At 71.4% G+C, this 26,664-nt stretch carries 24 protein-coding genes; 12 read left to right on the top strand and 12 right to left on the bottom strand.

The features are described 5' to 3' along the window. Positions 1-12 precede the first annotated feature (12 nt). Complete coding sequence (locus tag ACFYXF_RS18375) at positions 13-1,641, top strand: protease pro-enzyme activation domain-containing protein (RefSeq protein WP_389350621.1); 1,629 nt, start codon at positions 13-15, stop codon at positions 1,639-1,641. 127 nt (positions 1,642-1,768) lie between these two features. Here the strand turns inward: ACFYXF_RS18375 and ACFYXF_RS18370 are convergent, their stop codons facing one another. Continuing rightward, complete coding sequence (locus ACFYXF_RS18370; protein ID WP_389350620.1) at positions 1,769-2,824, bottom strand: Lrp/AsnC family transcriptional regulator; 1,056 nt, start codon at positions 2,822-2,824, stop codon at positions 1,769-1,771. 184 nt (positions 2,825-3,008) lie between these two features. Between ACFYXF_RS18370 and ACFYXF_RS18365 the strand changes: the two genes are divergently transcribed. Next, the gene (locus tag ACFYXF_RS18365) at positions 3,009-4,307 is read left to right on the top strand and encodes an amidohydrolase family protein (RefSeq protein WP_389350619.1); all 1,299 of its coding nucleotides are present in this window, start codon (positions 3,009-3,011) and stop codon (positions 4,305-4,307) included. Then, entirely contained in the window at positions 4,307-5,878 is a 1,572-nt protein-coding gene (locus tag ACFYXF_RS18360; protein WP_389350618.1) for an AbgT family transporter, read from the top strand. Before ACFYXF_RS18365 ends, ACFYXF_RS18360 begins: the two co-directional genes overlap by 1 nt. 23 nt (positions 5,879-5,901) lie before the next feature. Here the strand turns inward: ACFYXF_RS18360 and ACFYXF_RS18355 are convergent, their stop codons facing one another. The 8 genes from ACFYXF_RS18355 to ACFYXF_RS18320 all read right to left on the bottom strand — a co-directional run bounded on the left by ACFYXF_RS18355 (position 5,902) and on the right by ACFYXF_RS18320 (position 15,459). Next, positions 5,902-6,705 carry an alpha/beta fold hydrolase gene (locus tag ACFYXF_RS18355; protein ID WP_389350617.1) on the bottom strand — a complete coding sequence of 268 codons (804 nt, stop codon included), beginning with the start codon at positions 6,703-6,705 and terminating at the stop codon, positions 5,902-5,904. 186 nt (positions 6,706-6,891) lie between these two features. Then, positions 6,892-7,941, bottom strand: coding sequence for an LLM class flavin-dependent oxidoreductase (locus ACFYXF_RS18350; RefSeq protein ID WP_389350616.1), 1,050 nt, complete (start codon positions 7,939-7,941; stop codon positions 6,892-6,894). Positions 7,942-8,004: 63 nt separating this feature from the next. Continuing rightward, positions 8,005-9,510 (bottom strand): AMP-binding protein, encoded by a 1,506-nt coding sequence (locus tag ACFYXF_RS18345; RefSeq protein ID WP_389350615.1) that lies wholly within the window; start codon positions 9,508-9,510, stop codon positions 8,005-8,007. Further along, on the bottom strand, positions 9,507-11,840 hold the full coding sequence (locus tag ACFYXF_RS18340; RefSeq protein ID WP_389350614.1) for a CoA transferase: 2,334 nt from the start codon (positions 11,838-11,840) through the stop codon (positions 9,507-9,509). Before ACFYXF_RS18340 ends, ACFYXF_RS18345 begins: the two co-directional genes overlap by 4 nt. Before the next feature lie 21 nt (positions 11,841-11,861). After that, entirely contained in the window at positions 11,862-12,734 is an 873-nt protein-coding gene (locus ACFYXF_RS18335; protein ID WP_389350764.1) for an alpha/beta fold hydrolase, read from the bottom strand. A 99-nt stretch (positions 12,735-12,833) separates the two neighbouring features. Beyond that, entirely contained in the window at positions 12,834-13,802 is a 969-nt protein-coding gene (locus ACFYXF_RS18330) for a zinc-binding alcohol dehydrogenase family protein (RefSeq protein ID WP_389350613.1), read from the bottom strand. Then, positions 13,799-14,620, bottom strand: coding sequence for an ABC transporter permease (locus ACFYXF_RS18325; protein WP_389350612.1), 822 nt, complete (start codon positions 14,618-14,620; stop codon positions 13,799-13,801). Before ACFYXF_RS18325 ends, ACFYXF_RS18330 begins: the two co-directional genes overlap by 4 nt. Next, positions 14,617-15,459, bottom strand: coding sequence for an ABC transporter ATP-binding protein (locus tag ACFYXF_RS18320; protein WP_389350611.1), 843 nt, complete (start codon positions 15,457-15,459; stop codon positions 14,617-14,619). The genes ACFYXF_RS18325 and ACFYXF_RS18320 overlap by 4 nt, the downstream gene beginning before the upstream one ends. Before the next feature lie 361 nt (positions 15,460-15,820). Between ACFYXF_RS18320 and ACFYXF_RS18315 the strand changes: the two genes are divergently transcribed. The 7 genes from ACFYXF_RS18315 to ACFYXF_RS18285 all read left to right on the top strand — a co-directional run bounded on the left by ACFYXF_RS18315 (position 15,821) and on the right by ACFYXF_RS18285 (position 22,246). Beyond that, positions 15,821-17,065 (top strand): Rieske 2Fe-2S domain-containing protein, encoded by a 1,245-nt coding sequence (locus ACFYXF_RS18315; RefSeq protein ID WP_389350610.1) that lies wholly within the window; start codon positions 15,821-15,823, stop codon positions 17,063-17,065. A 112-nt stretch (positions 17,066-17,177) separates the two neighbouring features. Beyond that, on the top strand, positions 17,178-18,512 hold the full coding sequence (locus ACFYXF_RS18310; RefSeq protein ID WP_389350609.1) for a M20 family metallopeptidase: 1,335 nt from the start codon (positions 17,178-17,180) through the stop codon (positions 18,510-18,512). Beyond that, on the top strand, positions 18,509-19,465 hold the full coding sequence (locus ACFYXF_RS18305; RefSeq protein WP_389350608.1) for a catechol 1,2-dioxygenase: 957 nt from the start codon (positions 18,509-18,511) through the stop codon (positions 19,463-19,465). The genes ACFYXF_RS18310 and ACFYXF_RS18305 overlap by 4 nt, the downstream gene beginning before the upstream one ends. Beyond that, a complete protein-coding gene (locus ACFYXF_RS18300) occupies positions 19,462-20,322 on the top strand; it encodes an alpha/beta fold hydrolase (RefSeq protein WP_389350607.1) in 861 nt (286 codons plus the stop codon). Before ACFYXF_RS18305 ends, ACFYXF_RS18300 begins: the two co-directional genes overlap by 4 nt. Positions 20,323-20,430: 108 nt before the next feature. Further along, entirely contained in the window at positions 20,431-21,267 is an 837-nt protein-coding gene (locus ACFYXF_RS18295; protein WP_389350606.1) for an IclR family transcriptional regulator, read from the top strand. Beyond that, positions 21,264-21,827: a MaoC family dehydratase N-terminal domain-containing protein gene (locus ACFYXF_RS18290; RefSeq protein WP_389350605.1), complete on the top strand. Its 564-nt coding sequence runs from the start codon at positions 21,264-21,266 to the stop codon at positions 21,825-21,827. The genes ACFYXF_RS18295 and ACFYXF_RS18290 overlap by 4 nt, the downstream gene beginning before the upstream one ends. After that, entirely contained in the window at positions 21,824-22,246 is a 423-nt protein-coding gene (locus ACFYXF_RS18285) for an acyl dehydratase (protein ID WP_389350604.1), read from the top strand. Before ACFYXF_RS18290 ends, ACFYXF_RS18285 begins: the two co-directional genes overlap by 4 nt. On the opposite strand, the gene ACFYXF_RS18280 is transcribed toward ACFYXF_RS18285, so the two are convergent. Further along, positions 22,215-23,204, bottom strand: coding sequence for an ABC transporter substrate-binding protein (locus ACFYXF_RS18280; protein WP_389350603.1), 990 nt, complete (start codon positions 23,202-23,204; stop codon positions 22,215-22,217). The genes ACFYXF_RS18285 and ACFYXF_RS18280 overlap by 32 nt on opposite strands. Before the next feature lie 138 nt (positions 23,205-23,342). On the opposite strand from ACFYXF_RS18280, the gene ACFYXF_RS18275 reads away from it, so the two are divergent. Together ACFYXF_RS18275 and fdxA are read left to right on the top strand one after the other, a co-directional pair. After that, positions 23,343-24,371 carry an NAD(P)/FAD-dependent oxidoreductase gene (locus ACFYXF_RS18275; protein WP_389350602.1) on the top strand — a complete coding sequence of 343 codons (1,029 nt, stop codon included), beginning with the start codon at positions 23,343-23,345 and terminating at the stop codon, positions 24,369-24,371. 1 nt (position 24,372) lies between these two features. Next, entirely contained in the window at positions 24,373-24,714 is a 342-nt protein-coding gene (gene fdxA / locus ACFYXF_RS18270; protein ID WP_389350601.1) for a ferredoxin, read from the top strand. Here fdxA and ACFYXF_RS18265 read toward each other — a convergent pair. Next, positions 24,686-25,822, bottom strand: a complete 1,137-nt coding sequence (locus ACFYXF_RS18265) for a sensor histidine kinase (RefSeq protein WP_389350600.1) — start codon at positions 25,820-25,822, stop codon at positions 24,686-24,688. The genes fdxA and ACFYXF_RS18265 overlap by 29 nt on opposite strands. Further along, positions 25,819-26,505, bottom strand: a complete 687-nt coding sequence (locus ACFYXF_RS18260; RefSeq protein WP_389350599.1) for a response regulator — start codon at positions 26,503-26,505, stop codon at positions 25,819-25,821. Before ACFYXF_RS18260 ends, ACFYXF_RS18265 begins: the two co-directional genes overlap by 4 nt. Positions 26,506-26,664: the final 159 nt, after the last annotated feature.

Here is a 26,664-nt window from a genome sequence, read left to right as displayed (position 1 = left end):
CGGAGGACGTCAGTGAAGTCACGTCTGAAACTGCTCGGCCTGGTCGCCGCACCGGTCCTGCTCGCCGCCGCCGTCCCCACCGCCTACGCCGCCAACATCGCCCAGCCGCACACGACCCGGGCGGCCGTCACCGGAGATGTCCTCAAGGGCCTGAACACCCACGCGACCCGCACCGGCAAGGTCGCCGCCGGGAAGCGCATAGCGGTGGCGATCAGCCTGGCCCCCAGAAACGCCAAAGCGCTCGACACCTTCGTCGCCAAGGTCAGCGACCCCAAGTCGAGTTCCTACGGCCACTATCTGACGAAGAGTCAGTTCGCGGCCCGCTTCGGCCGGACCGACGCCGAGGTCAAGCAGCTCAAGGACTACCTGCGCGCCCAGGGCCTCACCGTCGGCAAGGTCCACTCGGGCAACCTGCTCGTCGACGCCAGCGGCACCGCCGCCCAGCTGGAGAAGGCCTTCGGTACGAAGCTGTCGACCTGGAAGGACGCCGGGTCCGGCCGCGCGTTCTACGCGAACGACAGCGCGCCGACCCTGCCGACCTCCATCGCCTCCCTGGTCAGCGATGTGGCGGGCCTCAACAACCGCGTCCAGCTGCACCACCAGTCGACGTCCCGTGTCGCGCCCCGCAACGGCCCCGGCGGCGGCTACACCCCGGCCCAGCTCAAGGGCGGCTACAACGTCTCCGGCACCTACACCGGCAGCGGCCAGAAGATCGCGCTGCTGGAGTTCGACGGCTTCCAGCAGTCCAACATCACCAAGTACGACACCAACTACAGCCTGGGCTCGCCCACCCCGACCGTGTCCAAGGTGGACGGCGGCTCGGGCGCGCTCGGCGACGGCCAGGTCGAGGTGGAGCTGGACATCGAGGTCCTGCACGCCATCGCCCCCAAGGCGAACGTCACCGTGTTCGAGGGGCCCAACTCCGACGCCGGTGAGGTCGACACGTACCAGGCGATCGTCGACAGCGGCATCCCGACCACGTCGATCAGCTGGGGCGCCGCCGAGAGCGCCCGCACCACCTCCAACATCAACGCCGTGGACGCCGTCTTCAAGGCGGGCGCCGCCCAGGGACTCGGCTTCTACGCGGCCTCCGGCGACGACGGCTCCGACGACGCGGGCGACGGCGGCACGTCCGTCGACTACCCGGCCAGCGACCCGTACGTGACGGGCGTCGGCGGCACCAAGCTGACCGTGACCTCCGCCAACGCCTTCAGCAAGGAGGTGGCCTGGTCCGGCGGCGGTGGCGGCAAGTCCTCCGTCTTCAAGATCCCGAGCTGGCAGACGGCCGTCCAGAAGAGCGCGGGCGGCGGTTTCCGCCAGGTCCCGGACGTCTCGGCGCACGCCAACCCGAGCCCCGGCGTCTCGATCTACTCCCAGGGCTCATGGGGCACGGTCGGCGGCACCAGCGCGGCGGCGCCCGAGTGGGCGGCCTTCGCGGCCCTCTACAACCAGCAGGCCGCGGCGGCCGGCGAGGCCAACCTCGGCTTCGCCAACCCTGCCCTCTACTCGGCGAGCGGCACCGGCTTCCACGACATCACCAGCGGCAGCAACGGCGCCTACTCCGCCGCCACCGGCTGGGACTTCACCACCGGCTGGGGCTCGTACAACGCAACGACCCTGGCAACCAAGCTCCTGGGCTGACCCACCGACCGAACACGACAGCGCGGGCCGGGACGACTCCCGACCCGCGCTGTCGGCGCCCCAAAGGGGCGCGGGGAACTGCGCGACCAGCCACGACGGCGCCGCAGCGAACCGACAACACTTAGCGTCACCCTTGCGGATGCCGCAGCGGCACCACCCCCACACACCGCCCGTCCCGGTCCAGCAGCCGCCCCATGTGCTTGACCGTCCGCAGCACCACCGACCGGTCGTCGATCGTGAGCCGGGGCAACTGCCGCGACAGATGCGCCTCGAAGTCGTGCACGTCGTGCAGGTCGCGCAGCCACACGTCGATCACCAGATTGTGCGGGCCCGCCGTGATCGCGCACGAGCGGACCTCGCGCACCCCGCACAACGCCCTGCTGGTCTCCGCCACGAACTGCCCCGGCACCGAGGCGAAGTACACGGCCGACAGCGGCCAGCCCGACAGCGGCCGGGCCAGATCGCAGCGCAGGCTCAGCCGTGAGGTGAGCAGCGACTGGAGTCTGCGCCGCACCGTGGTGAGGCTGGCGTCCGTCGCCGCCGACAGGTCCCGCAGGGACAACCGGCCGTCCGTGCTGAGCAGTTCGAGCAGATGGGCGTCCAAGGCGTCCCAGCCCGCCTCGTCCGCGAGCGCGGGCCGGCAGGGCGCGGGCAGTGCCGCCTCGATACGGGCGCTCTGGACGGCGTCCAGGCTGCGCAGCCGCCACCGGCTGCCCTCGGTCGGGAGGCCCGTCGACACATGGGTGCGGGTCGCCCGTACCCCGGGGGTCCGCTGGAACAACAGCGTGGTGAGGTGCGCGAGTTCGTCCAGGCTCCGGGTCACCACGGACGCCACCAGGTCCCGGCCGCCCGCCGTGAGCTTGATGTTCGTCACCGCCGGATCCGCCGCGAGGGCCCGCGCCACGTCCTGAGCGGTGCCCGGCTCGGTGTCCACCTCGACCACGGCGGTCACCACGATCCGGGAGTTGGACAGCCGGGGGTAGGCGGTCACCCACGCCAGACCCGCCTCGGTGAGCCGGTGCCAACGGCGCGCGGCCGTCACCGGGTTGACCCCGAGCACCTCACCGACCAGCTTCCACGGCGCCCTGGGATGGATCTGCAGGGCGTGGACGACACCCCGGTCCAGCTCATCGAGTCCATTGAGCCCGTCGACTTCCGCGGCGGCAGAATCCTGCACCCCCATGGGCGGCACATCCCTGCGCACAGCGAGGGAATCGGACCTGAAATCTGCGTGGTGACCCGGTGTATTTCCGCGCATCCCACACTCCTCTTCTCCTGACCCCGACCGGTCCCGAACGCCTGTGACCGTCCCCGATGTCCCCAACACTTCCCGACAGTTCCCGACAACAGAGGAGTGACCGCATCCGATGACGAATGCCACGGCCCCCGAGGCCCCCCGCACCGCCCTGCGGATCCACCACGCCCGGCTCATCGACGGCACCGGTTCGGCCCCGGTGGACGACGCCGTCGTCATCGTCGACGCCGAGGGAACCCTCACCTACGCGGGAGCCGCCGCGACGGCGCCCACGGCTCCCGGGAATGCTTCCCCGGTCCGCGAGATCGACGCGGGCGGCCGTACCGTACTGCCCGGCTTCTTCGACTGCCACGTCCACCTCGCCTACGCGCAGGGCTCCCCGCCCGGCCGCCGCGCCGAACTCGACCCCGTCCTGGTCACCCTGGACACCGCCGGGCGGCTGCGCCAGACCCTCGACGCGGGCATCACCAGCGCCCGCGACCTGGGCGGGCTGAGCGCGGGCTACCGTACCGCCGTCGAGACCGGCCGGATCGTCGGTCCACGGTTGCACACGGCCGTACGGATCATCAGCCACACCGGCGGTCACGCCGACGTGCGCCTGCCCGACGGCACCGACCTCAGCGCCGGGATGTCCGAGATCGCCGACACGGCGGACGAGGCCCGGCTGGCCGTGCGCCGGGTGCTGCGCGAGGGCGCCGACCTGGTGAAGATCTGCGCCACCGGCGGCATGGGCAGCCCCTACGACCAGCCCGACGACGAGGGCCTCCTGGAGGAGGAGATCCGGGCCGTCGTCGACGAGGCGCGGCGCCACGGCGGCAAGCCGGTCGCCGCCCACGCCCAGGGCAACGCGGGCATCCTGAACGCGCTGCGGGGCGGTGTGACCAGCATCGAGCACGGCTACGGGCTCGACGAGCAGGCCCTGTACATGGCGGGCGAGCAGGGCACCTTCGTCGTGCCGACGCTGTCCACCGTGTACGCCGGCATCAACAAGGACACGATGCCCGACTACCACTACCAGAAGAAGGTCCGCTGGTCCGGGCTGACCAAGGAGAACATCGCCCGCGCCATCGAGTACGGCGCCCGGATCGCGCTCGGCACCGACGCCGCCGTCGGCCCGCACGGCGTGAACCTGATGGAACTCAGCTACCTGGTGGACCTCGGCATGGACCCGATGGACGCCATCGTCGCCGGCACCCGCACCTCCGCCGAACTCCTCGGCGTCGCCGACCGGCTGGGCACCCTGACCGCCGGCCGCACCGCCGACCTGATTGTCTGCGACGGCGACCCGCTCACCGACATCGGCGTCCTCGGCGATCCCGCCCGCATCGTCTGCGTCGTCCAGGACGGCGTCGTACGCAAGGACCTGCTCGACCTCCCGCTCCCAGCCGCCCCGACCGGAAGGCAACCGTGATGTCCTCACTGACCGACCTCCCAGCACCGGACAGCAAGTCCCCGGAGACGGGCCGGCCGAGCGGCCTCGACCGGGTCCTCTCCCTCATCGAGCGGGTCGGCAACGCCCTGCCCAACCCGATCGTCCTCTTCGCCGGCCTCTTCCTGCTGCTGGCCGCCGTCTCCACCGGCCTCGAACTGGGCGGCGTGTCCGTCAAGGTTCCCGGCACCGACGAGACCAAGCACATCACCGGGCTCTTCAGCGGCGACGGTGTGCGCTGGCTGGTGGAGAACCTGATCGTCAACTTCGCCACGTTCCCGCCGATCGGCGCCGTACTCGTGCTGATCATGGTGGTCGGGCTCGCGGAGAAGACCGGCCTGCTGGAGACGGTGATGCGGGCCACCCTGGCGAGGGTGCCGCGCCCGGTGCTGCCGTACGCGGTGGCGCTGATCGCCAGCCAGGCGCACATGATGAGCGACGTCGCCGCCATCGTGCTGCCGCCGCTCGCCGCGCTGGTCTTCAAGAGCGCCGGACGGCACCCTGTCGCGGGCCTCATCGGGGGCTTCGCCTGTGTGACCGCGGGCTACGCCGCCGGGTTCACCATCGGCTCGCTCGACGCCCTGTACGTGGGCATCACCCAGCAGGCCGCCTCGGTGCTCCCGGCCGCCGAGGGGCTCGATATCCATCTGCTGATCAACTACTTCTTCACCGCGGCCAGCAGCGTCGTGCTCGCGGCGGTCGGCGGGTTCCTCATCAGCCGGGTGCTCGAACCGCGCCTGGGCACGTACGAGGCCGGCGCGGACGAGCCCGAGCAGCAGGACCTCACGCTCACTCCCGTCCAGCGCCGGGGGCTGCTCTACACCGGCCTGGTCGTTCTCGCCTACCTGGGCGGGGTGCTGGCCCTGTGGCTGCCGGCCGGGGCTCCGTTGCGCGGCGAGGGCGGCGCCTTCGTGCCCTCGCCGTTCCTCTCGGGCATCGTGCCGGTACTCTTCGGCGCGTTCCTGCTGGCCGGGCTGACCTACGGGTTCACGGTGAAGAAGCTCACCGGCGCGGAGGACGTGGCGACGGCCGTCACCGAGTCCGTGAAGACCATGTCCGGCTACCTCGTGATGATGTTCGTCGCCGCCCAGGTCATCGCCCTGTTCACCTGGTCCAACGTGGGTGTGCTGCTGGCCGTGAAGGGGGCCGCCCTCTTCGAGTCCATGGGCGTGACCGGCTTCTGGGCGATCATCGTGTTCGTCCTGCTGGTCTCCTGTCTCAACCTGTTCATCCTCTCCGGCTCCGCCCTGTGGTCGCTGGTGGGGCCGGTCTTCATCCCCGCGTTCATGCTGATGGGGATGAGCCCGGCCCTCACCCAGGCGGCGTTCCGGATCGGGGACTCGGCCACCGGCGTCATCACGCCGATGAACCCCTACCTGTTCCTGATCCTCGCGATGCTCCGCCAGTACGAGCCGGACGCCCGCCTCGGCACACTGATCTCCCGGCTCGCCATCTTCGTGGTGCCGTTCATGGCGATCTGGCTGGCGATCCTCGGCATCTTCTACGGCTTCGACCTGCCCCTCGGCCCGGGCGCGCACATCGGCCTCCCGTGATCGTGGCGCGGGGCTGCCGCCGATCAGCCCCGCGTCACCCATTCCAGGACCACCTCGGCGAACTCCTGCGGCAGCTGCTCCGGGACGGGCACGTGCCCGCCCGACAGCACCCGGGTCTCGCAGCCCAGCGCGGCGGCGAACTTCTCCAGGCCGGGCAGGGAGTAGTGGTCGCCGGGGGCGCAGACGGCCAGGGTGGGGGCGGTGATGTACGGCAGCCGCTGGTCCATGGCATACCGTCGCACCGCCTCGTGGCCCTCCTCGACCCGGTCGAGGACGGTCAGGGCGTCCACCATGAAACGGTTGAGGGCGGCTTCCTCGCCGAGTCGGTAGAAGTCGCGGCGGCGGTTCCACAGCTCGACCAGGTGCGAGCCGTCGGGCCGGGGGACCACATGGTCGATCTGCTTGCGCTCACCCGCCGTACGCCGCTTCTCCTCGTCGACGAACGGGGTGGCGGACAGCAGCAGTCCGGCGACCCGGTCCTGATGACGGGCGGCCAGCTCCACCGCGATCACCCCGCCCGTGTGATGCCCGACGAGATGGAAGCGCTCCAGCCCCAGCGCCTCGATGAGCGCGTCGGCGGCATCGGCGAACCGCTCGATCGAATGCGGTCCGTCGGGCTTCGCGGAGGCGCCGTAGCCCAGGGTGTCCATGGAGATCGCCCGGTGCGTCGCGCCGACCAGCGGCAGCACGTCGAGGTACTCGGTCCAGGAGCGAGGGGTCTGGTGCAGCATCAGCACGGGGTCGCCCGTGCCGTGCTCGACGTAGTGCAACTGGCCGAAGGGGCTGGGCGCGTAGCCCTTCCGCAGGGTGTTCAGGGGGTTCGTCATCGGTGACCTGCCTTTTCCTGTTCCTGTACGGGGGTGGGTGGTGCGTTGTCGGCTGCAGGTGCGTCGTGGCTGGTCGCGCAGTTCCCCGCGCCCCTTAAAAGCGATCGGCGCCGGTCGCATACCTAGGGGCGCGGGGAACTGCGCGACCAGCCCCCACCGGCCTATAGCCGACAACGCACCCCTTCACTAAGGCACCTTGAGGGAGAGCGTCGGCAGTACGGCGGCGCCGACCGCCTCGATCAGGTCGGTGGGTGGGTCGTAGGAGCCGACGTGTTGCAGCAACACCCCGGACACTCCTGCAGAGTTGAGGTCGCGGAGCCGGGACGCGATGTGCTCTGCGGTGCCGAACAGGCAGAACTCCCGGGCGAATTGGACCGCCGCCTCGTCACTGATCCACTCCGAGCAGATCTCCACGGCCGCCTTCCAGTCCTCGGCGTGCACGAGGTCCGGATAGACACCCTCGACCGTCGCGGGAACGTCGACGTCGATGCCCGCGAGGGCCAGGAAACCAGCTCCGCCGTTCTGGGCGATCGACGCGCAGATGGGCTTGAGGAGTTGGGCCTCGGCCTCGACGTCGTCCGTCACCGCGCAGAACGCGGAGACGGTCAGCGGCAGGGTGTCGGCGTCACGGCCCGCAGCCTCGGCGCCCTCGCGGACGCGTGCGGTGGCGCTCGTGAGCGTCCTCGGCGAGATGCCGCTGAGCAGGATCACACCGTCGGCGACCTCGCCCGCGAGCCGCAGGTTCTTCGGGCCGCTCGCGGCCAGGTGCAGGGGGACTTCGGGGCGCGGATCGCGCAGCCGGGACCTGGCCCTGCCCTCGAAGTCCCACTCCTCCCCGTTCAGCAGCGTCCGCACCGTCCGCAGCCCTTCACGCATCGCCGCCGAGGTGGTCTGGCGCAGTCCGACGGGCCCCACCGAGCTGTTGCCCACGCCGAGGCCGAGCGTGAACCTGCCGGGTGCCAGTTCGGCCACGCTGCGCGCGGCCGAGGCGACGACCGCCGGGTGCCGGGTCGCCAGGTTGGTGACGGCGGTCCCCAGCCCGATCCGCTCGGTGCCCAGGGCGGCCACGGTCAGGGTGGTGAACACGTCCCGCCACAGCAGCTGGGAGTCGGGGAACCAGACGTCGTCGAAGCCCAACTCCTCGGCACGGCGCACGGTTTCGAGCACCCGGTCCGCCCGGTCGCAGGGAGGCACACGGACACCTAGGCGCAAGGGGGTCTGTTCAGGAACGTCCATGGCCGGGGAGCGTAGGGACGGGCCCCGGTTCCGGCCCATGGATTCGGTCCGGTGAACGGGACGTCACCTCGCGGAGCTGTCGGCCGTACGGTCCCACGTACCGGCCGTGACCCCGCGCTCCCGCAGCACGGCCTTGCGGATCTTCCCGGTCTCGGTGAGCGGCAGTTCCGCCACCGTCTCGATGTACCGGGGCACGGCGAACGCGGGCAGTTCGTGCGCGCAGTGCCGGGCCAGGTCAGCCGGATCCAGCGCGCCGCCCGCCCGTACCACCACCGCGACCATCACCTCGTCCTCGGCCAGTTCGGAGGCGACCGGGAACGCGGCGGCCTCGGCGACCGCCGGATGGGAGCGGACCACCGACTCGACCTCGCCGGAGGAGATGTTCTCTCCCCGGCGGCGGATGACGTCCTTGATGCGGTCGACGAAGCGGTACCAGCCGTCGGGTTCACGGATCACCCGGTCGCCGGTGCGGCGCCAGGAGTCGGAGGGCAGCGTGGGCTCGCCGAGGTAGCCGGTCGAGAAGGCGTTCAACCGGTGGCTGCGGACAAGGAGTTCACCGGGGATCCCGTCCGCGACCGGTGCCAGCCCCTCGTCCACCACCCGCGCGGAGAAACCCTCGCGCAGGGTGCCCATGTACCCGGGCCGGTACTCCTCGGGCGTGGATCCGAGGACGAGGTTCGTCTCCGTGGACCCGAACCCGTCGACGAGGGTGACACCGAACCGCTCCCGGAAGGCCTCCCAGGCGGCGGCCGGGGTCGCCGGTGACAGACCGCACCGCACCCGGTGGGCGCGGTCGTACGGCCCCGGCCGCTGCGCGAGCAGCATGGGCGCCATCGCGCCGAGCAGATGGACGACCGTGGCCCCGGAGTCCGTCACCCGCGACCAGTACCGCGAGGCGGAGAAGCGGGCGTCGACCGTGCAGCTCGCGCCCACCGTCATGGCCTGCGCGAGGGTGTTGAGGGCGTTGGTGTGGAACAGGGGGAGGGCGGTGTGGACCGTGTCGTCGGCGGTCAGGCGCAGGGCGTCCGCGACATTGCGGCCCCAGTGGACGAACTGGCCCTGGGGGCAACGGACTCCGCGTGACGTCCCCGTCGTGCCCGAGGTGAAGAGGACGGCGGCGGTGTCCTCCGGCCGGACCGGGGCAGGCGGGAGCGGGGCCGTGGCACCGGGCGCGGGGACATCCGCCGCACCTGCCACCCACACCACGCCCCGATGACCGGCCTCGACCGCTCGATCTGCCAACTCGCCTTCGGCGTACAGGAATTGAGGTTGCGCATCATGCAGCACCTGCCGCAGCGACCGCCCCCGCAGTGCCGTGTTCAACGGCACGACGACCGCGCCCAGCCAGGCGCAGCCGAGGACAAGGTCGACCAGCTCGATCCGGTTGGACAGCAGGGCCGCGACCCGGTCGCCCGGCCGGCAGCCCTGTGCGGCGAGCGCCCCGGCCATGGTGGCCGTGGCCTCGCGGGTCTCGGCGTACGTCCGTGTCGTGTCCCCGATGCGCAGTAAGACCCGGTCGCCGTACGTGCCGGCTGCCGCGTCGACGAGTTCCGGCAGGGTCGAGATCAACGCAACACCCCGGCCTCGTGGAGCAGTTGCAGCCGCTCGGGCGAGATGCCCGCCACCTCCCTCAGCACCTCCTCGGTGTCCGCGCCGAGCAGCGGAGCGGGCCTGCGGATACCGCCCGGTGTCCGGGTGAGCCGGATCGGCACGCCCTCCTGGAGGAAGGCGCCCGCGGCCGGGTGCTCGACCCGGACGTAGAAGCCGCGGGCCCTCAACTGCGGGTCGTGTTCGACGAGTTCACGTCCGTCCTGCACCGCTCCGGCGGGCACCCCGTGCTCCTGAAGCAGCTCGGCGGCGGCGTCGGCGGGGAGGGTGCGGGCCCACTCGCCGAGGACACCGTCGACCAGGGTGCTCTCCTTCCGGCGCCCCTCGGCCGTCGACAGCCTTGCGTCGGTGGCCAGTTCGAGACGTCCGATCACCTCGCACAGGCCCGCCCACTCCTCGTCGGAGCGCACGCTGACCGCCAGCCAGCGGTCCGTGCCCAGGCTCCGGTACACGCCCTGCGGGCTCCAGCGGGGGTGCGAGTTGCCCATCGGCGACCGTGCGGAGGTGAGGACGCTCGTGCCCATGTGGGCGGCGATCGCCTCCAGTTGGGAGAGGTCGATGTGCTGTCCCCGGCCGGTCCTGGTCCGGTGCTCCAGCGCGGCGACCGTGGCCAGCGCACCCTGGAGCCCCGCGACGATGTCCCCGTGCCCGTAGATGACGCCCACCACGTCGTCCGGTCCCCAGCCGGTGAGCCCGGTCAGCCCGCCGGCCGCCGAGACCGTGTCGGCGTACGACACCCAGTCGGCGCGCCGCCCGGTGTGGCCCATGCCCGACATGCTGACGTAGACGATGCCGGGGTTGATCTCGCGCAACGTCTCGTAGCCGAGGCCGAGTTTGCGCATGACAGAGGCGCTGAAGTTCTCCACGAGGACGTCGCAGTTCGCGATGAGGTCGCGCAGCACCGCCACGCCCTCCTCGGTGCGCGTGTCCAGCGCGATACCGCGCTTGTTCCGGTTGACCTCGTTGAAGTAGCCGTTGGTGTCCGGGTCCGTGTGCGGGCCGCGCGAGAGATGCATGAAGGGCGCGAACCGCGTCGGGTCGGGACGCCCGGCCGACTCGACCTTGATGACGTCGGCGCCGTGGTCGGCCAGGACCTTCGTGCAGTACGGGCCCGCCAGCACCCACGTCAGGTCCAGGACCCGTACGCCGTCCAGGGCGGGCACGGTAGGGGAGCCGGCGACGACCGGTCGTACCGTGCGCTGCTCGTCCAGCAGGGCCTGGTCGGCGCCCGGGCCCCGCACCGAGAGCGAGGTGATCCGGTGGCCCTCCGGGAACGCGAACGGGAAGCCCAGGTCGGTGCGGCCCTCCACCTGGGTGAAGAAGCCACGGTCGGTGAGCTGGGGGTTGTCCGGCAGCTCCGCGGGCAGGTCCACCGCCGCCCACGGCAGCTTCCGGGCCTGGGCCCGTTCCGCGAACTCCGCCTTGGGCCACCGGCCCACGAAATCCTGGACGACCTTGAACACGTGCTCCTGGTGTGTCTTGCGCTCGACGGGGTCCTGCCACCTCGGCTCGGCGAGATCGGCCGCCGCGCCCTCCTCGACCAGCCAGGCCAGCAGCGCGTCCCACATGCGCGGGCTGCCGCCGAGGCCGCCGCCCAGGTAGCCGTCGGCGGCCCGGAACAAGCCGTGCGGGACCAGCGGGTGCACGCGTCCCGGGCGGGGCGGCACCCGGTCCTCGTGCAGATAGGCGAGGGTGCCGGCCTCCAGGGCGGCGGCGACGCACGCCTGCGCGGAGACGTCGATCAGCTGCCCCGGCCCCCGGCGGCGTGCCCGCAGGCCCAGCAGGACGGCGATCGCCGCGTTGACGCCCGCGAGGTGCTCGGCCTGGTTCTCCGGCAGCCGCAGCGGCGGGCCGTCGGGGTCGCCGACCTGGGCGAGCATCCCGCCCGTCGCGGCCACCACGAGGTCGCCGCCCTGCCAGTCGCTGCGCGGACCGACGAGACCGAACGGGGTGACACGGACGTGTACGAGGTGATCGAGCCCCTCGGCGAGCGTCCGCACCCCGCCCGCCGTCCCGTCGAGGACGGCGTCGGCGCCCGCCAGCAGTCCGCGCAGCGCGTCCGTGCCCTCAGGGGTGCCCCGGTCGAGGATCACCGAGCGCTTGCCGGCGTGCCAGTGGGCGAAGTCGTGGCCGTCGGGTCCGTCGGGGCCGTGCCGGTCGGGGTCGCCCTCCGGGGGCTCCACCAGCACCACCTCGTAGCCGAGGCCGACCAGCAGTCGGCCGGCGAAGCGGGTGAAGGGGCTGGTCAGTTCGACGACACGCGGGACTGTCCCGCTCTCGAATGCGGTCACGTTTCCTCCGCCTCCCCGACCTCAGCCGTGGCGCTGGTTCAGGAAGCCTGTCACGGCCGCGTGGTAGTCGTACGGCCGTTCCTCCTGCGGATGGTGGGAGACCTCGCTCATCACATGCAGGTTCCCCTTCGGGACCATGCGAGCCAGCATCAGCGGATAGTCCGGGGTCAGGAAGGCGTCGTACATGCCCCACAGGAAGAGCACCGGCGCGGTGATACGGCCGAGTTCGGCGGTCAGGTCCTGCCAGTCGCCGCGCGGGTTGTCCGACGCCCCGGCGAGTGCCGTCTCCTCGGGGTCGAGACTCTGCTCATAGCGCAGGGTCACCGTGCCCTCGGGGACGGCGTCCGCGTCGTACCACTCCAGGCGGGCGATCAGCTCCCGCATCTTCTGCCGGGACGGGCCGGTGCCGCCGTAGTAGACGTCGCGGGCGTTGCGGCCGCGGCGACCGCCCTCCGGGAGCGGGGCGAGCGGGCCGTGGAAGACGGGCATGCTGCCGGTGATCACCAACGACCGTACGCGCTCGGGGTACTTGGCGGCCAGGTTGAGCGCGATCGTGCCGCCCCAGGAGTTGCAGACGAAGTCGGCGCGCTCCACGCCGAGGGAGTCCAGCAGGGCCACCGTCTTCGCGGCGTGGTAGTCCCACATCGGGCCCTCGATGACGGGCTTCGCGGACTTGCCGTACTGCAGGATGTCGACCAGGAAGCAGCGGCGGTCCTCGGCGAACAGCGGGGCCACCTGGCCGAAGTCCGACCAGCCGGTGCAGCCGGGGCCGCCGCCGTGCAGGAAGACCGTGGGGCTGCCCCCGGGTTCGCCCAGCTCGATGTAGTGGTAGTCGACGCCGTCCGCCGTCGCGTAGGCACCCTTTGGTGGGGCCTGAATGTCCATGAGGTCCATGACGTCCATGTGATCCATGCTCCGATCGTCCGGTGGGAGCGCCCGTCCGCCCAAGGGAACGGGTCCGCTCACCGGGCCGTTGGTCAACTGCGTGGCGCTTCAGCCGAGTTCGAGGACGACCTTGCCGATGGCCTCCCCGCTGCGCAGCCGGGTCACCGCCTCGGCGAGCCGCTCGGGGGAGTGGCGTTCGATCGGCAGGGTCAGTTCGCCGGAACTCAGCTCCGCCAGCAGCCGTTCGGCGTCGGCGGCGACCTCCCGGCCCCGTGTCATCAGGTTCACGGGCAGCAGCGACACATCGGCCAGCAGGAAGTCCGCGAGGTCCACGCCGAACTCGCGGCCCGCGGTGTAGCCGACGAGGACGGCACGTCCGCGCGGGCGCACCAGATCGAGGGCGTCCCGCAGGACCGGGCCGCCGACGGTGTCGATGAGCGCGTCGATCGGCCCGCCCACCGACTCCGGGGACAGCTCGGCCGCCAGCACCGCCTTCGCGGCCGGGGGCACGTGGTCCAGCTTCGCCGGCCGGCCGACCACGCCGATCACCTCGGCCCCGGCCCGCGCCGCGACCTGCACCGTCAGGGAACCCACCGCACCGGCCGCCCCGGTCACCAGGACCCGCTCGCCCGGCCGTACGGCGGCGACGGAGTGCACGGCCGCCCAGGCAGTGCCGGCCGGGGAGAAGAAACCGCACGCCAGCGCGGGGTCCGTGCCCGCGGGCACCGCCGTCACGGCCGCGTCCGGCACCACGACGTGCTCCGCCCAGCAGCCGTCCCGCCGTAGCCCCACCCCCTTGCCGTTGACCCTGACCAGACCGCCCTCGGGATGCGTGTCCGAACTCAGCACGATCCCACTGCCGTTGGTGCCCGGCACCACCGGAAGATCGGGCAGGATCCCGAACCTCCCGTCCACGATGTTGAGATCGAGATGGCCCACCTGCGCCGCCAGCATCCGTACGACGGTCAGCCCGGGCGCGGGCGTGGGCACCGGCCGCTCGACCAGCCGGGGCAGGGAGCCGAACTCCTCCAGAACCAGGGCGCGTGACGTGCCCGTCGTCGCGTACTCGCCGCTCACAGCTTCACTCCGTATCGACGCAGGATGCGGGACGCGACGATCCGCAGCACGCGGTCGAAGACGAACCCGAGGATGCCCAGGGTGATGATCCCGACGAAGACCCAGTCGATGCGGCCGTAGTTGCGGGAGGTCCAGATCAGCGAGCCCAGCCCCACCTGTGCGGCGACGATCTCCGCCGAGACGATGGTCAGGAAGCTGTTGCCCATCGCGAGGCGCGCCCCGGTGACGATGTGCGGCACCGTCGACGGCAGCACGATCCCGGTCAGGATCTGACGGCGGCCCGCGCCCAGGCTCGCGGCGGCCCGCAGCTTCGACTCGCTCACCGCCATCACCCCGGCACTGGTGTTGAGGATGACGATGAAGACCGACGTGTAGAAGATCAGGACGACCTTCGACGACTCGCCGATGCCCAGCCACACCACCGCCAGCGTCACGAAGGCGACCGGCGGGATGAACCGGAAGAACTCGATGTACGGCTCCAGGAGTTGGCGCACGATCCGGATCTGCCCGATGAGCAGCCCGACCGGTATGCCCACAAGGAGGCCGAGTCCCCAGCCGATCAGGATCCGGCGGCTCGACGCGATCACAGAGTTGGTGAGGGTGCCGTCGGCGGCCAGATCGCCGGCCGCCGACAGGGTCTCCCGGGGGGACGCCACGAGCGAGGGGCCGTAGCTCATCGCCAGCAACTGCCAGACACCGATGCCGAGCAGGACGGACACGACATAGAGGCCGGCCGTACGGAGCCCCAGCCGGGCGGCGCCCGCCGGACGGCGTTCGACGCGCGGCTTCGGGGCGGTGTCGAGGGTCGCGGTGGTCACAGGTCCTCCTCAAGGGCGAGCCCCTGGTCGCGCAGGGCCTTGCGTACCTCTTCGCCGATGTCCTGGCGGAGGCGGTGGCGCAGTTCGGCGGCGGACGGTTCGGTGACGTCCCGGGGCCTGGGCAGGCCCACCGGGTAGACGGACTTGATGGACGCGGCCGGGCCCGCCGTCATCACGGCGATCCGGTCGGCGAGGAGGATCGCCTCGTCGATGTCGTGCGTGACGAACACGACCGTGCAGCCCGACACCCGCCGGATACGGTCCATCTCCTCCTGCATCACCTGCCGGGTCTGCGCGTCCAGCGCCCCGAACGGCTCGTCCATCAGCACGACGCTCGGCCGGTTGGCCAGCACCCGCGCTATCTGCACGCGCTGTCGCATACCGCCCGACAGCTGGCTCGGGAACCGGTCCGCGCAGTGCCGCAGCCCGACCAGGCCCAGGTACTCGTCGGCCAGCGCGGTCTGCTCGGCACGTGAACTCCCGCGCATCCGGGGCCCGAACGCCACGTTCTGGCGGACCGTCATCCAGTCGAAGAGCGCCTCGCTGCTCTGGAACACCATCCCGAGGTCCGGGCCGGGGCCGGTCACCGGGGCGCCGTCGACGGTGAGGCCGCCGTCGTGCGGGGCGACGAACCCGGCCAGCGCGGACAGCAGGGTGGACTTGCCGCACCCGCTCGGTCCGAGCAGGCACAGGAACTCTCCGGCGGCGATGTCGAGCGACACGTCCCGTACGGCGTGGAAGGAGCCGAACCGGATGTCGATCCCCTCGACCCGAACGGCCGCACCGCGCCTGCCCGTTGCCGGGGCGCGCGCCGGTTCGGCCTCCATGGCCTTCGTCATCACGATCCCTTCGTCTGCCGGCGGCTGACCACCGGGTGTTCGACAGGTCATCGGCGGGGTGCGGGCCCCGGGCCCGGTCGTCGAACTCCCGCCCGCCTCGCGACGTCCGGCGCCCCCGGCGAGACCCGCCCTCCGGGCGGACGACGGGAGTTCGACAGGGAGTTCGACGACCGGGCCTGGCCGAACCGTAGGACAGCGCGCCGCCCACCCGCACGGGTGCGGGTCCGCTGAACGGGACGCCGGGGGACCGGGGCGCGGGCGGTCTGTTCAGCGGAACGGGTCCGTTGGCGGACCCGGCGCGACGGCCGATGCTCGACGCCATGTCCCGACGGCAGCAGACGCCAGCAGGAGGTCACGCACGATGACGACGGGTGAGACGACGGGTGGAGGATCGCTCGCCCCCCGCAGGACGGGCCGGGCGAAGCGCACGGCGACGGGCGCGCCCGGCCGGCAGGACTGGTCGACGTGGCCCCACTACGACGCCGCGGGCTCGGGCTTCCGCGGGTACTGGTATCCGGTCACGTGGTCCAGCCACCTGACCACCAAACCACTTCCGTTCACGATCTGCGGCGAGAAGATCACGCTGATCCGGGACGCGGGCAAGGCGTACGCGCTGCACGACCGCTGCCCCCACCGGGGCGTACCGCTCTCCGAGGGCGACCAGCAGTTCCCCGGCACCGTCAGCTGCCCGTACCACGGCTGGACGTTCGACCTGCCCACCGGCAAGCTGGCCGCGGTCATCACCGACGGCCCCGGCTGCCGGCTGACCGGCAAGGTCGAGGTACGGACGTACGCCGTCGAGGAGCGCCTCGGCATGGTGTGGGTGTACATCCCCGTCGCCGACGAGGAACCCCACCCCATCGACACCCAGCTGCCCGAGGAACTCGTCGGCAACGGCTTCGTGATGGGCGGCCGGATCGAGCCGCGCGGCGGCAACTGGCGCTTCGCCTGCGAGAACGGCTTCGACGAGGGCCACGCCAAGTACCTGCACCGCACGGCCCTCTGGCGGCTCTTCAAGCCGATGCCCACCTGGAACATCACCCGGATCGTGCCCAAGGGCCGCTGGATCTTCCGGGTCCAGGACGAGGTGTACTGGGAGGCCGACTTCCCCGGTGTGGGCCACTGGTCCAACAAGCGCTGGTGGAAGTACCGGCCGCCGAAGGAAACCTTCAACATCGGCAACACCGGCAAGGCGGACAGCGTCAACCCGACGATCGAGGCCCAGGAGTTCCCCGGCTTCGCGTCCCTGGCGATGCCCGGCATCCTGCGCATCGCCTACCCCAACTTCATCCACTACGAGTTCTACGTCCCCGTCGACGCCGACCACCACAACTACGTCGGCGTGATGGTCAACTTCACCGAGGGCTGGCAGACCCTCCGCTTCTACGCCAAGTACCTGGGCGCCATCCGCTGGCTGTTCCACGGCCAGTTCTCCGGCCAGGACGCCTGGATGGTCGACGTCACCGACGCGCCCCCGGAGAAGCTCTACCGCCCCGACATCTCGCTGACCGCCTGGCGGAACCTCAGCGAGGAGGAGTACGGCAAGAAACTGGCCGCGACGGGCGCCGACTCAGCTGCCGACTCAGCCACAGAGAAGGAGGCGTGAGCGTGCGTACCCTGCTCACCCTGCTGGCCGGAGCCGCGATCGCCATCGGGCTCCCCATCGCCAGGAAGCGCTTCGCGCGCACCACCATGACCCAGGTCCACAGGATCAACCAGTGAACCACGACGGTCTGAACGGCCTCGACACCCACCGCCGCGCCTGGACCGAGGATGCCTGGTCGCACATCACCGGCGACCGCCTCCGCGACCTGATCACCGGCCTCGTCGACATCCCGAGCCCCACCGGCGACGAGGCCCCGCTCGCCGCCCACATCGCCGACACGCTCAAGGCCTCGGGATGCGATGCCAGGGTCCAGCCGCTCGACGACCGCCAGGCCAATGCCCACGCCCGCCTCCCCGGCGACGGCACCGGCCCCGACCTCATGCTCTACGCGCCCATCGACACCCTCACCGTGGGCGAGGAGAGCGAGGATCTCCCGTGGATCGGCCCGGAGTTGAGGGACGACATGCGCCCCCGGGCCGCCGTCCAGGGCGACTTGGTCACCGGCCTCGGCGCCTCCAATCCCAAGGGGCACGCGGCCTGCGTGATGATGGCCGCCGAGGCGATCGCCCGCGCAGGACTTCCGCTCACCGGCGACCTGGTCGCGGCCTTCGGCGCGGGCGGCATGCCGACCAACGCCCGGCCGGGCAGTGCGCGGCTCAACACCGGGCAGGGCGTGGGCTGTTCGTTCCTCCTGGAGCAGGGCGTCTGGACCGACTACGCGGTCATCGCCAAGCCCGGCTGGACGGTCTCCTGGGACGAGGTCGGTCTCGTCTGGTTCGAGGTCACCGTCCGGGGCACGCACACCTACGTCGGCTCGCGCCACCGCCTCCCGTACGACAACGCCATCGCCCGCGCCGGCGAGGTCGTCCAGCATCTGGAGGAGTGGTTCGCCGAGTACGCCGAGCGGCACACCGGCGGCACGGTCTCCCCGCAGGGCATCGTCTCCTCCGTACGCGGCGGCTGGCCCCGCATGGCCGCCGTCACCCCGGCCGCCTGCACCCTGAGAGTCGACCTGCGCATCGGCCCCGACACGACGCCGATGCAGGCCAAGCGGGAGTTCGTCGCGGCCATCGACGCCGTACGGGAGAAGCTGCCGGGAATCGACATCGGCACGGAGATGATCCTCGCGATCCCCGGGACGCGCACCGACCCCGACAGCTTCATCTGCCGTACGGCCAAGGCGAGTTGGGCCGCCCTGGAGGGCCGGGAGCACGAGGTGATCGCGGGCAACAGCGGGGCCACCGACGCCAACATCCTGCGCGGCCGGGGCATCCCCACCGTACGGGTCGGCATGCCGAAGGTCGCCGACGCGCCCTTCGAGATCGACTTCGCCCGGGGCATGAACACCGTCTCCGTACGGGCCATGGAGAAGCTGACGCGGCATCTGGTCCGTACGGCGGTCGACACCGTCACCCGGACCCGCGCCGAGCTGGAGGGAACGGCATGACCGAGATCGTCCTGGGCGTCGGCGCCTCGCACAGCACGCTGATGAACACCCATTGGGAACAGACCCTCCACAAGGACCGGGCCGAGCGCTTCCGCGACGCGCTGAAGGCCGCGCGCGACGAACTCGCCGCCGCCCGGCCCGACACGGTGATCCTCGTCGGCTCCAACCACTTCCGCGGCTTCTGGCTCGACCTGATCCCCAGCTTCACGATCGGCGTCGGTGAGTGCGTCGCGAGCGGCGAGTCCGGCACCCCGAAGGGGCCGCTGCCGGTGGATGTGCCGCTCGCCCGGTACATCGCGGGGTCCCTCGTGGAGAGCGGCCGTTTCGACGCGGCCTTCTCCGCCCGGCTCCAGATCGACCACGGCCAGTCGCACGCCGTCCAGTACCTCCTGGAGGGACTGGACGTGGACCTCGTACCGATCGTCATCAACGTCTTCGCCCCTCCGCTGCCGACCCTCGACCGCTGCGAGCGCCTGGGCCGCGCGATCCGGGAGGCCGTGCTTGCCTTCCCCGGCAACCGCCGGGTCGCCGTCATCGGCTCCGGCGGACTCTCGCACCGGCTGCCCTGGCCCGACTGGCGTCAACCGCACGGCGACGACGAGGAGTTCATGGTCGGCGCCTGGCTCGACGGGCGCACCAACTGGCAGGAGTACGACGTCCGGCGCCGCGAGATCATCCGCGCCGCCGAGGCCGCGCTCAACCCCGGGTGGGACGACGAGTTCCTGTCCCTCGTCGAGCGCGGCGAGACCCACCAAGTCACCCGACTCACCACCGAGGACGTGGAGAAGACGGCCGGCAACGGCGCCCAGGAGATCCGTACCTGGCTGCTGATGACGGCCCTGCTCGACCACGCCCCCGGCCGGCGCCTGGCATACGAGCCCATGCCCGAGTGGCTCACCGGGATGGCGGTCGCCGTCCTGGACCCCGTACACACCGAGGAGAGGCAGCGATGAGCATCTGGACCGCACTGTCGGGCATCGACTACCGGCACACCTACGTCGAGACCGGCGACATCAACACCCGTGCCCTGCAAGCCGGTCCGGAGGACGGCGAGCACGTCGTGTTCCTGCACGGCACGACCGGCCATCTGGAGGCGTTCGTCAAGAACATCCCGGTGCACGCCTCGGCCGGCTACCGCTGCCACGCCATCGACATGCTCGGCCACGGCTACACCGGGAAACCGGACCGGCCCGGTGAAATCCCGGCGTACGTCGAGCACTTGATGTCCTACCTGGACGCCGTCGGCGCCGAACGGGCGCATCTGGTCGGCGAGTCGCTGGGCGGCTGGGTGTCGTCCTGGGCGGCGAGCGAGTACCCGGACCGGGTCGCCTCGCTCCAACTGCTGTGCATGGGCGGTACGAAGGTCAACCCGGCGGTGATGGAACGCCTGAAGACCTCGACGCGGGCCGCCGCCCTGGAGGACGACATCTCCCTCACCCGGGACCGGCTGCGCCTGCTGTGGGCCGAGTGGGACGACGACTTCGGCAACGAGCTGACCGAGGTGCGGTACGAGATCTACCACCAGCCCGAGTTCCAGCGGAACCTGCACAACCTGCTGGCCCTCCAGGAGGTGGAGACCCGGGAGCGCAACCTGCTCCGGCCGGACCGCATGGCCAGGATCAAGGCGCCCACACTCGTGGTGTGGGCCAACAAGAACCCGTTCGGTGACGTCCCGGAGGCCGAGGCCATCGCCGCCGCCATCCCCGGGGCCCGCCTGGAGATCTTCAACGAGTGCGGGCACTGGCCCCAGCACGAGAAGGCGGACCTCTACAACCCGCTCAGCCTGGCCTTCCTCGACGCGGCGCGTTGACGGGCTCCGGCTCCGGGTCACCGTGAATTAACAACCGACCATGGCCACCGTCCATGAGGCCATGGTTCCGTTCTCCGGAGGGCAACGAACGACCGGGAGGCACTTCCCATGACCGTGACCGCCACCACCCCGTCGAACACCGCGTCGACCATCTCGCCGAACCTCCCGTCGGGCATCCCGTCGGCCGTTCCCCGGGACGCGGATCCCGGCCCGGACCCCATGAACTCGGTCCTGGGCAAGGTCAGGCCGATCCTGGAGGCCTTCACCGCCGAGGACGACAGCCTCTCCCTCGCCGAACTGGTCCGTCGGACCGGTGTCGCCAAGGCCACCGTGCACCGGCTCGCCCAGGAACTGGTGGTGTGGGGCCTCCTGGAACGCGCGGGCTGCGACTACCGGCTCGGGCTGCGCCTGTTCGAGATCGGCCAGCGCGTGCACCGCCAGCGCATCCTGCGCGAGGTGGCCCAGCCGTACATGGAGGACCTGCTGCTGGCCACCCAGGAGACCATCCACTTCGCCATCCACGACAGCCTCGACGTCGTCTACCTGGAGAAACTCTTCCCGCACCGCGGGCTGAACCAGGAGTCCCGGGTCGCCGGCCGGCTCCCGCTGTACTGCACGGCCACCGGCAAGGCGATCCTCGCCTTCTCCCCGCCCACCCTCTTCGCCGAGGTCGTCAGAAACGGCCTGAAGCCCTTCACCCGGCACACGGTGACCTCGCCCGGCCGACTGCGCGCCCAGGTGGAACGCATCCGGGCCGAGCGCATCGCCACCGAGGCCGAGGAGATCCGCCTCGGCTACACGAGCATGGCCGTGCCCGTCTTCAGCCGCCAGGACACCCTGGTGGGCGCGCTGTCCATCACCGCTCCCACCTATCGGATGGATCCGCCCGGCCACGCGGTCGCGCTGCGCGCGGCGGCCCTCGGCATCAGCAGGTCGCTGCGGTGAGCGCGGCACTGGAGGAGGTGCTCGGGAGGGCCCGGAAGCTGATCGGGGAGTGGGAGCAGGACGACTGCGGTGTCCTGGCCGTCAAGGACTTCTGCCGGTACGCGGCCTCCCTCAACGACGCCGACTACATCCGCCGCGCCCGCGCCCAGGAGGCCGCCGGAGAACCCGTCGTCGCCCCGCCGCTCTTCCTCGCCGGGACGCTGAGCTGGCAGGACGGCCCGACCGAGGACGCCCTGCAACGCGACGGGCTCGCCGCCCGGGAGGCGCCCTGCACCGAAGGACTGCCGGTACGCCATGTGCACGGCGGCCAGTCCGTCCGGCTCGGCGGACCGGTGCTCGCGGGCACCCGGGTCACCGCGGAACGGGCCATCACCTCGGCCGACCACCGCAGCGGCCGGTCCGGCGAGTTCGTCCTGCTCGGCATCACGACCCGCTTCACAGCGGAAGACACAGGGGACGGAGTGGAACTCATGGCCATGGACGAGACGATCGTCGTACTCGACCTGCCCGACACACACTCGGAAGGCGACGCCCACCCCGCCGCTGGAGCCGCCGCATGACTCCTCCCACCGCGGGCCAGACCTGCCCGCGACAGACGTACCACCACAGCCATGTACAGCTGTTCCGGTTCAGTGCCGTCTCCTGGAACTCCCACCGCATCCACTACGACGCCGCGTTCGCCGCCACCGAGGGCTTCCCGGACGTCGTCGTCCAGTCCACACTGCACGGCGAGACCCTCACCCGGCACGCCCTCGACTGGGCCGGGCCCGAGGCCGAGTTGGCGTCGGTGAGCTGGCGCAACCGGGCCACCGCCGTGGCCGGTGAGCGGCTCACCTGGACCGCGACGGTACGCACGGCCGAGCCCTGCGACGAGGGAACGCGGGTCACGCTCGACGCCGCCGTGCTCAAGGAGGACGGCGCCGCCTGCGTCACCGGAAGCGTCGAACTCACTTGGCGTGCTGCTCGTACCAGCCCTTGAGCAGGGTGGTGTTCAGGTCCGGCGATTTCTTGAGCAGCTTCTGCTGGAGGAAGAAGTCGACGATCTTCTTCGACTCGGTGAGGTCCGAGTCGGTGATGCCGCGCGCGGCGAAGGTGATCTCCGGCAGGACCTTCACCGTCTGGTCCTCGGGCAGCTTGACCTGCGCGTTGGACGCCTTCGCCGCGGCGGCGGGATCGTCGGTGACCATCTTGTCCGCCTCGGCCACCACCTTGAAGATCTTGCCGGCGACGTCCTCGTTGTCCTTGAGCCAGCTCTGGTCGGCCAGCAGCCACTGCACGTACCGCACCCCGAAGTCGCCGATACGCCCGGCGATGTGACCGCCCGCCGCGTCGCCCCGGGCCGCCCAGGGCTCGTAGAGGATGTAGGCGTCGATCGAGCCCTGCTCCAGCAGGCCGGGGATCTCCGGCGGTGAACTCTCCACGATCTTCACGGAGTCGGGGTCGATGCCGTTGTGCAGCAGATACCGGTGCGTCGAGTAGAGGCCGAGGCCGCCGATCGACGCCATCGTCTTGATCTGCTTCGGGGATTCGATGCCGTCGCGCAGGACGACCTTGAGATAGCGGTCCGAGGTCTGGAAGACGCCCAGGGCCCGCAGATCGGGGTTGGTCACCATCAGGGGCAGGGCGGTGGAGTCGGAGTTGAGCCCGATCTGCGCGGTGCCCGCCGTCACCGCCTCGGACGCCGCCGGGCCGCCCTCGGTCTTCACCAGCTCGACGTTGACGCCCGCGTCCGCGAACATGCCGCGCTCCACGGCCAGATAGATGGGGGCGTACGAGGCGTCGACCCCGAGGGCGAGCCGTACCGTCGGCTTCCCCGCCGCCGACACTCCCGTCGAGTCGGTCGTGCCGGCCGTACAGGCCGTGGTGAGGAGCAGCGCCGCACAGGCGACGGCCGGGGCGCTCCTGGTACTGAGTCCGATTCTGGCTGCTGTCCGCATGTCGTACTCCCGTGCGTGGCCGGAAATCTCGTACCGCAGACGTTCCCAGCGCGCCGCCCGGTCCGTTAAGCGGGGCGTCCTGCTCACCGGACCGATCCCGTGGGACCGGACCGCGAACCGCTCGTACCGTCCGGAACCATGAGCGTTCTCACCGACCTGCCGACGACCACGGACGAGTCGCGCACGATCGAGACGGACATCCTGATCGTCGGCGCCGGGCCCGCGGGCCTGTACGGCGCCTACTACGCGGGCTTCCGTGGCCTTCGCGTGGCGGTCATCGACGTCCTGCCCCAGTGCGGCGGCCAGATCAGCGCCATGTACCCCGAGAAGCCCATCTTCGACATCGCAGGCTTCCCGGCCGTACGCGGCCGTGACCTGGTGGCCAACCTGGTCGCCCAGGCCGAGCCGTACGGCCCCCGCTACCTCCTCGGCGAACGCGCGGTGACCCTGACCCACGGCCCCGACGGCCGCCCGGTCGTACGCGGCGACCGGGGGAGCACGGTCCGGGCCGGCGCGGTCGTCGTCACCGGCGGCGTGGGCACCTTCACGCCCCGCGCGCTCCCGGCGGGGGAGGGCTATCTCGGCCGCGGGCAGGTCTACTTCGTCCCCGACCCCGCCGCGCACACCGACCACGACGTCGTGGTCGTCGGCGGCGGCGACAGCGCCTTCGACTGGGCCGCGACCCTCGCCCCGCTCGCCCGCTCCGTACGCCTGGTCCACCGCACCGACCGGTTCCGGGCCCACCGCGCCAGCGTGGACAAGGTCCGTGCCCTCGGCATCGAGATCATCACCGACTGCGAGGTGAGCGCCCTGCACGGGGACTCGTACGTCGAACAGGTCGAGGTCCGCCACCGCACCACCAAGGCCATCCGGCTGCTCCCGGCGCGCACGGTCGTCGCCGCGCTCGGCTTCCTCGCCGACCTGGGCCCGCTGACGGACTGGGGGCTGACGCTCCAGGCCCGGCGGATCGCCGTGGACACCCGGATGGCCACCAACCTGCCCCGCGTGTACGCCGCCGGGGACATCACCGACTACCCGGGCAAGGTACGGCTGATCTCGGTCGGCTTCGGCGAGGTCGCCACCGCCGTCAACAACGCCGCCACCGTCATCGACCCGGACGCGGCGCTGTTCCCCGGCCACTCGACAGAGAAAGAGAAGGAGAACTGACATGGCCTACGTCATCGGCCCGGCCTGCGTCGACATCATGGACCGGTCCTGCGTGGAGGAGTGCCCGGTCGACTGCATCTACGAGGGCGAGCGCAAGCTCTACATCAACCCGGCCGAATGCATCGACTGCGGTGCCTGCGAGACGGCCTGCCCCGAACAGGCGATCGCCGTCGACCGTCTCGCCGACCCCGAGCACCGCACCGACAACCGCCGCTTCTTCGACGAACCCCTGCCGGGCCGCGACGCCCCCCTCGGCTCCCCGGGCGGCGCGAACGCCTTCGGCCCCGTCGGCACCGACACCGCCCTGATCGGCTCTACTGCGCCGAGCCGGCCGGGATCCTGAGCCTGACCTGGTAGCCGCCCTCAGGAGTGGGCCCCGACCGGAAGGTGCCGTGCAGGAGTTCGGCGCGTTCCCGGAGACCGACGAGGCCCTGGTGGGAGCCGGGCAGGGGCAGGGACGGGCGGGTCGGGGGAGTGTTGGTGACGGTCACGCCGAAACCGGCGCCGTCCGGGGCACGCCACAGCTGGACCGTCGCACGGGCGCCGGGAGCGTGCTTGCGGACGTTGGTGAGGGCCTCCTGCACGGTCCGGTAGACGGCGCGCTGGGCCGGGGTGCCGATGTCCGGGGGGAGTTCACCGGTCAGCGCGGTCTCGATACCGCTCGTCGAGACGAGCCGGTGGAGGTCGGCCAGGGTGGGCTGCGGGGTCAGCTCGGTGGCCCGGCCGCCCGAGGCCCGCAACAGGGTGACCATATGGCGGAGTTCGTCCAGGGTGTCGACGCTCAGGGCGCGGATCGTCCGGGCGCCCTCCCTGAACTCCGGCTCCTTCGCCGCGACTTGAAGGGCTCCGGCCTGTACGGCGATCAGGCTGACCTGATGGGAGACCACGTCGTGCATCTCCCGGGCCAGCTGGGCGCGTTCCCGGGCCAGCACGGCCTGGGAGTGCAGCAGCCGTTCGTGCTCCCGCGCCTCCTCGATCTCGACGAGCCGCCCGGACAAGTCCCGCCGGGCCTGGAGGAGTTGGCCCAGGAGGACGGGGGCGGCGGCGGAGGCCAGGGTGTAGAAGAAGGAGACGACGGTCCAGGCGCGGTCGTGCGAGGACAGGTCGTCCAGCGGCCAGGGAGCGGCAGACGCCATCGCGAACAGCAGGGCGCAGAACGCGAGCAGACGGCGGTCCCGGGACTGCTCGGCGAGCGTGAACAGCGCGGCGAACGGGGCGAACACGACGTCCAGCATCAGGCTCGCGGGCAGGGTCAGCAGAAAGACCGACAGCGGGAACCGCCGACGGAACACCACTGCCCCGCAGGCGAGTACGGCGGCCGCGACCGAGGCGGGCGACTCCCCGAACAGGCTGATCAACGCGTCCACGGCCGCGACGGCGACCACCACGGCGTCGATGCCCCGGTCCGGGACCCGCGTCCACCAGGCCGGGCGGACGTCGGCCGCGCTCACCGCCCGGACTCCGGCCGGTTCCCCTCGCCGTACGGCCCGTCCAACAGCCCGGCCCGCTGGGCGAGCAGCGCGGCCTGGACCCTGCTGCTCACCCTCAACTTGGTGAGGATCGCACTGACATGGTCCTTGACCGTGCCCGCGCTGAGGTGAATGCGGGTACCGATGTCCGCGTTGGACAGCCCCTCCGCGACCAGCACCAGAACCTCGCGCTCACGCTCACTCAGCCGGCCCACCCGGGCGGCCTCGGGATCCTCGGCGCGGGCGGCGCCTCCGGGGTGGCTCTGCCAGACGGCACGGGAGGCCTTCGGCGACATGACGACCCCGCCCGCCGCCAAGCTCCGTACCAGCTGGGCGAGTTGATCGGGCTCGGTGTCCTTCAGCAGGAAGCCGGCGGCACCGGAACGCAGGGCGGTCAGGATGTACTCGTCGGCGTCGAACGTCGTCAGCATCGCCACCACCGGGGGCTCCGGCAGCTCCCGTACCTCCCGCAGCACGGTCAGACCGTCGACGTCCGGCATCCGGATGTCCAGCAGGACGACATCGGGGCGTTCCCGCCGTACGGTCTCGACCGCGCCGGCGCCCGCCGTGGTCGCGACGACCTCGATGTCGTCGGCCGCGCTCAGGATCAGCTTGAAGCCGGACCGCACCAGGGCCTCGTCGTCCACCACCACTACCCGGATCACGTACGTTCCGCCTTGCCGTCGAAGTCGTCCCCCGACCTTAGAACGGCGAAAGCCCCGGTAGAACGCCATCCCGGGACACTCCAGCCACCTGGGGGGAGGCTTCCGGCCGTCCGGGGGGAACCGCCGTGGACCGGACGGCACGGGCACGCAACCAGAAAG

Source organism: Streptomyces sp. NPDC002680 (assembly GCF_042889145.1).
Taxonomy (GTDB): Bacteria; Actinomycetota; Actinomycetes; order Streptomycetales; family Streptomycetaceae; genus Streptomyces; species Streptomyces adonidis.
The sequence above is the reverse complement of the archived record's forward strand: the minus strand, read 5'-3'. Positions and strand labels throughout refer to the sequence as shown.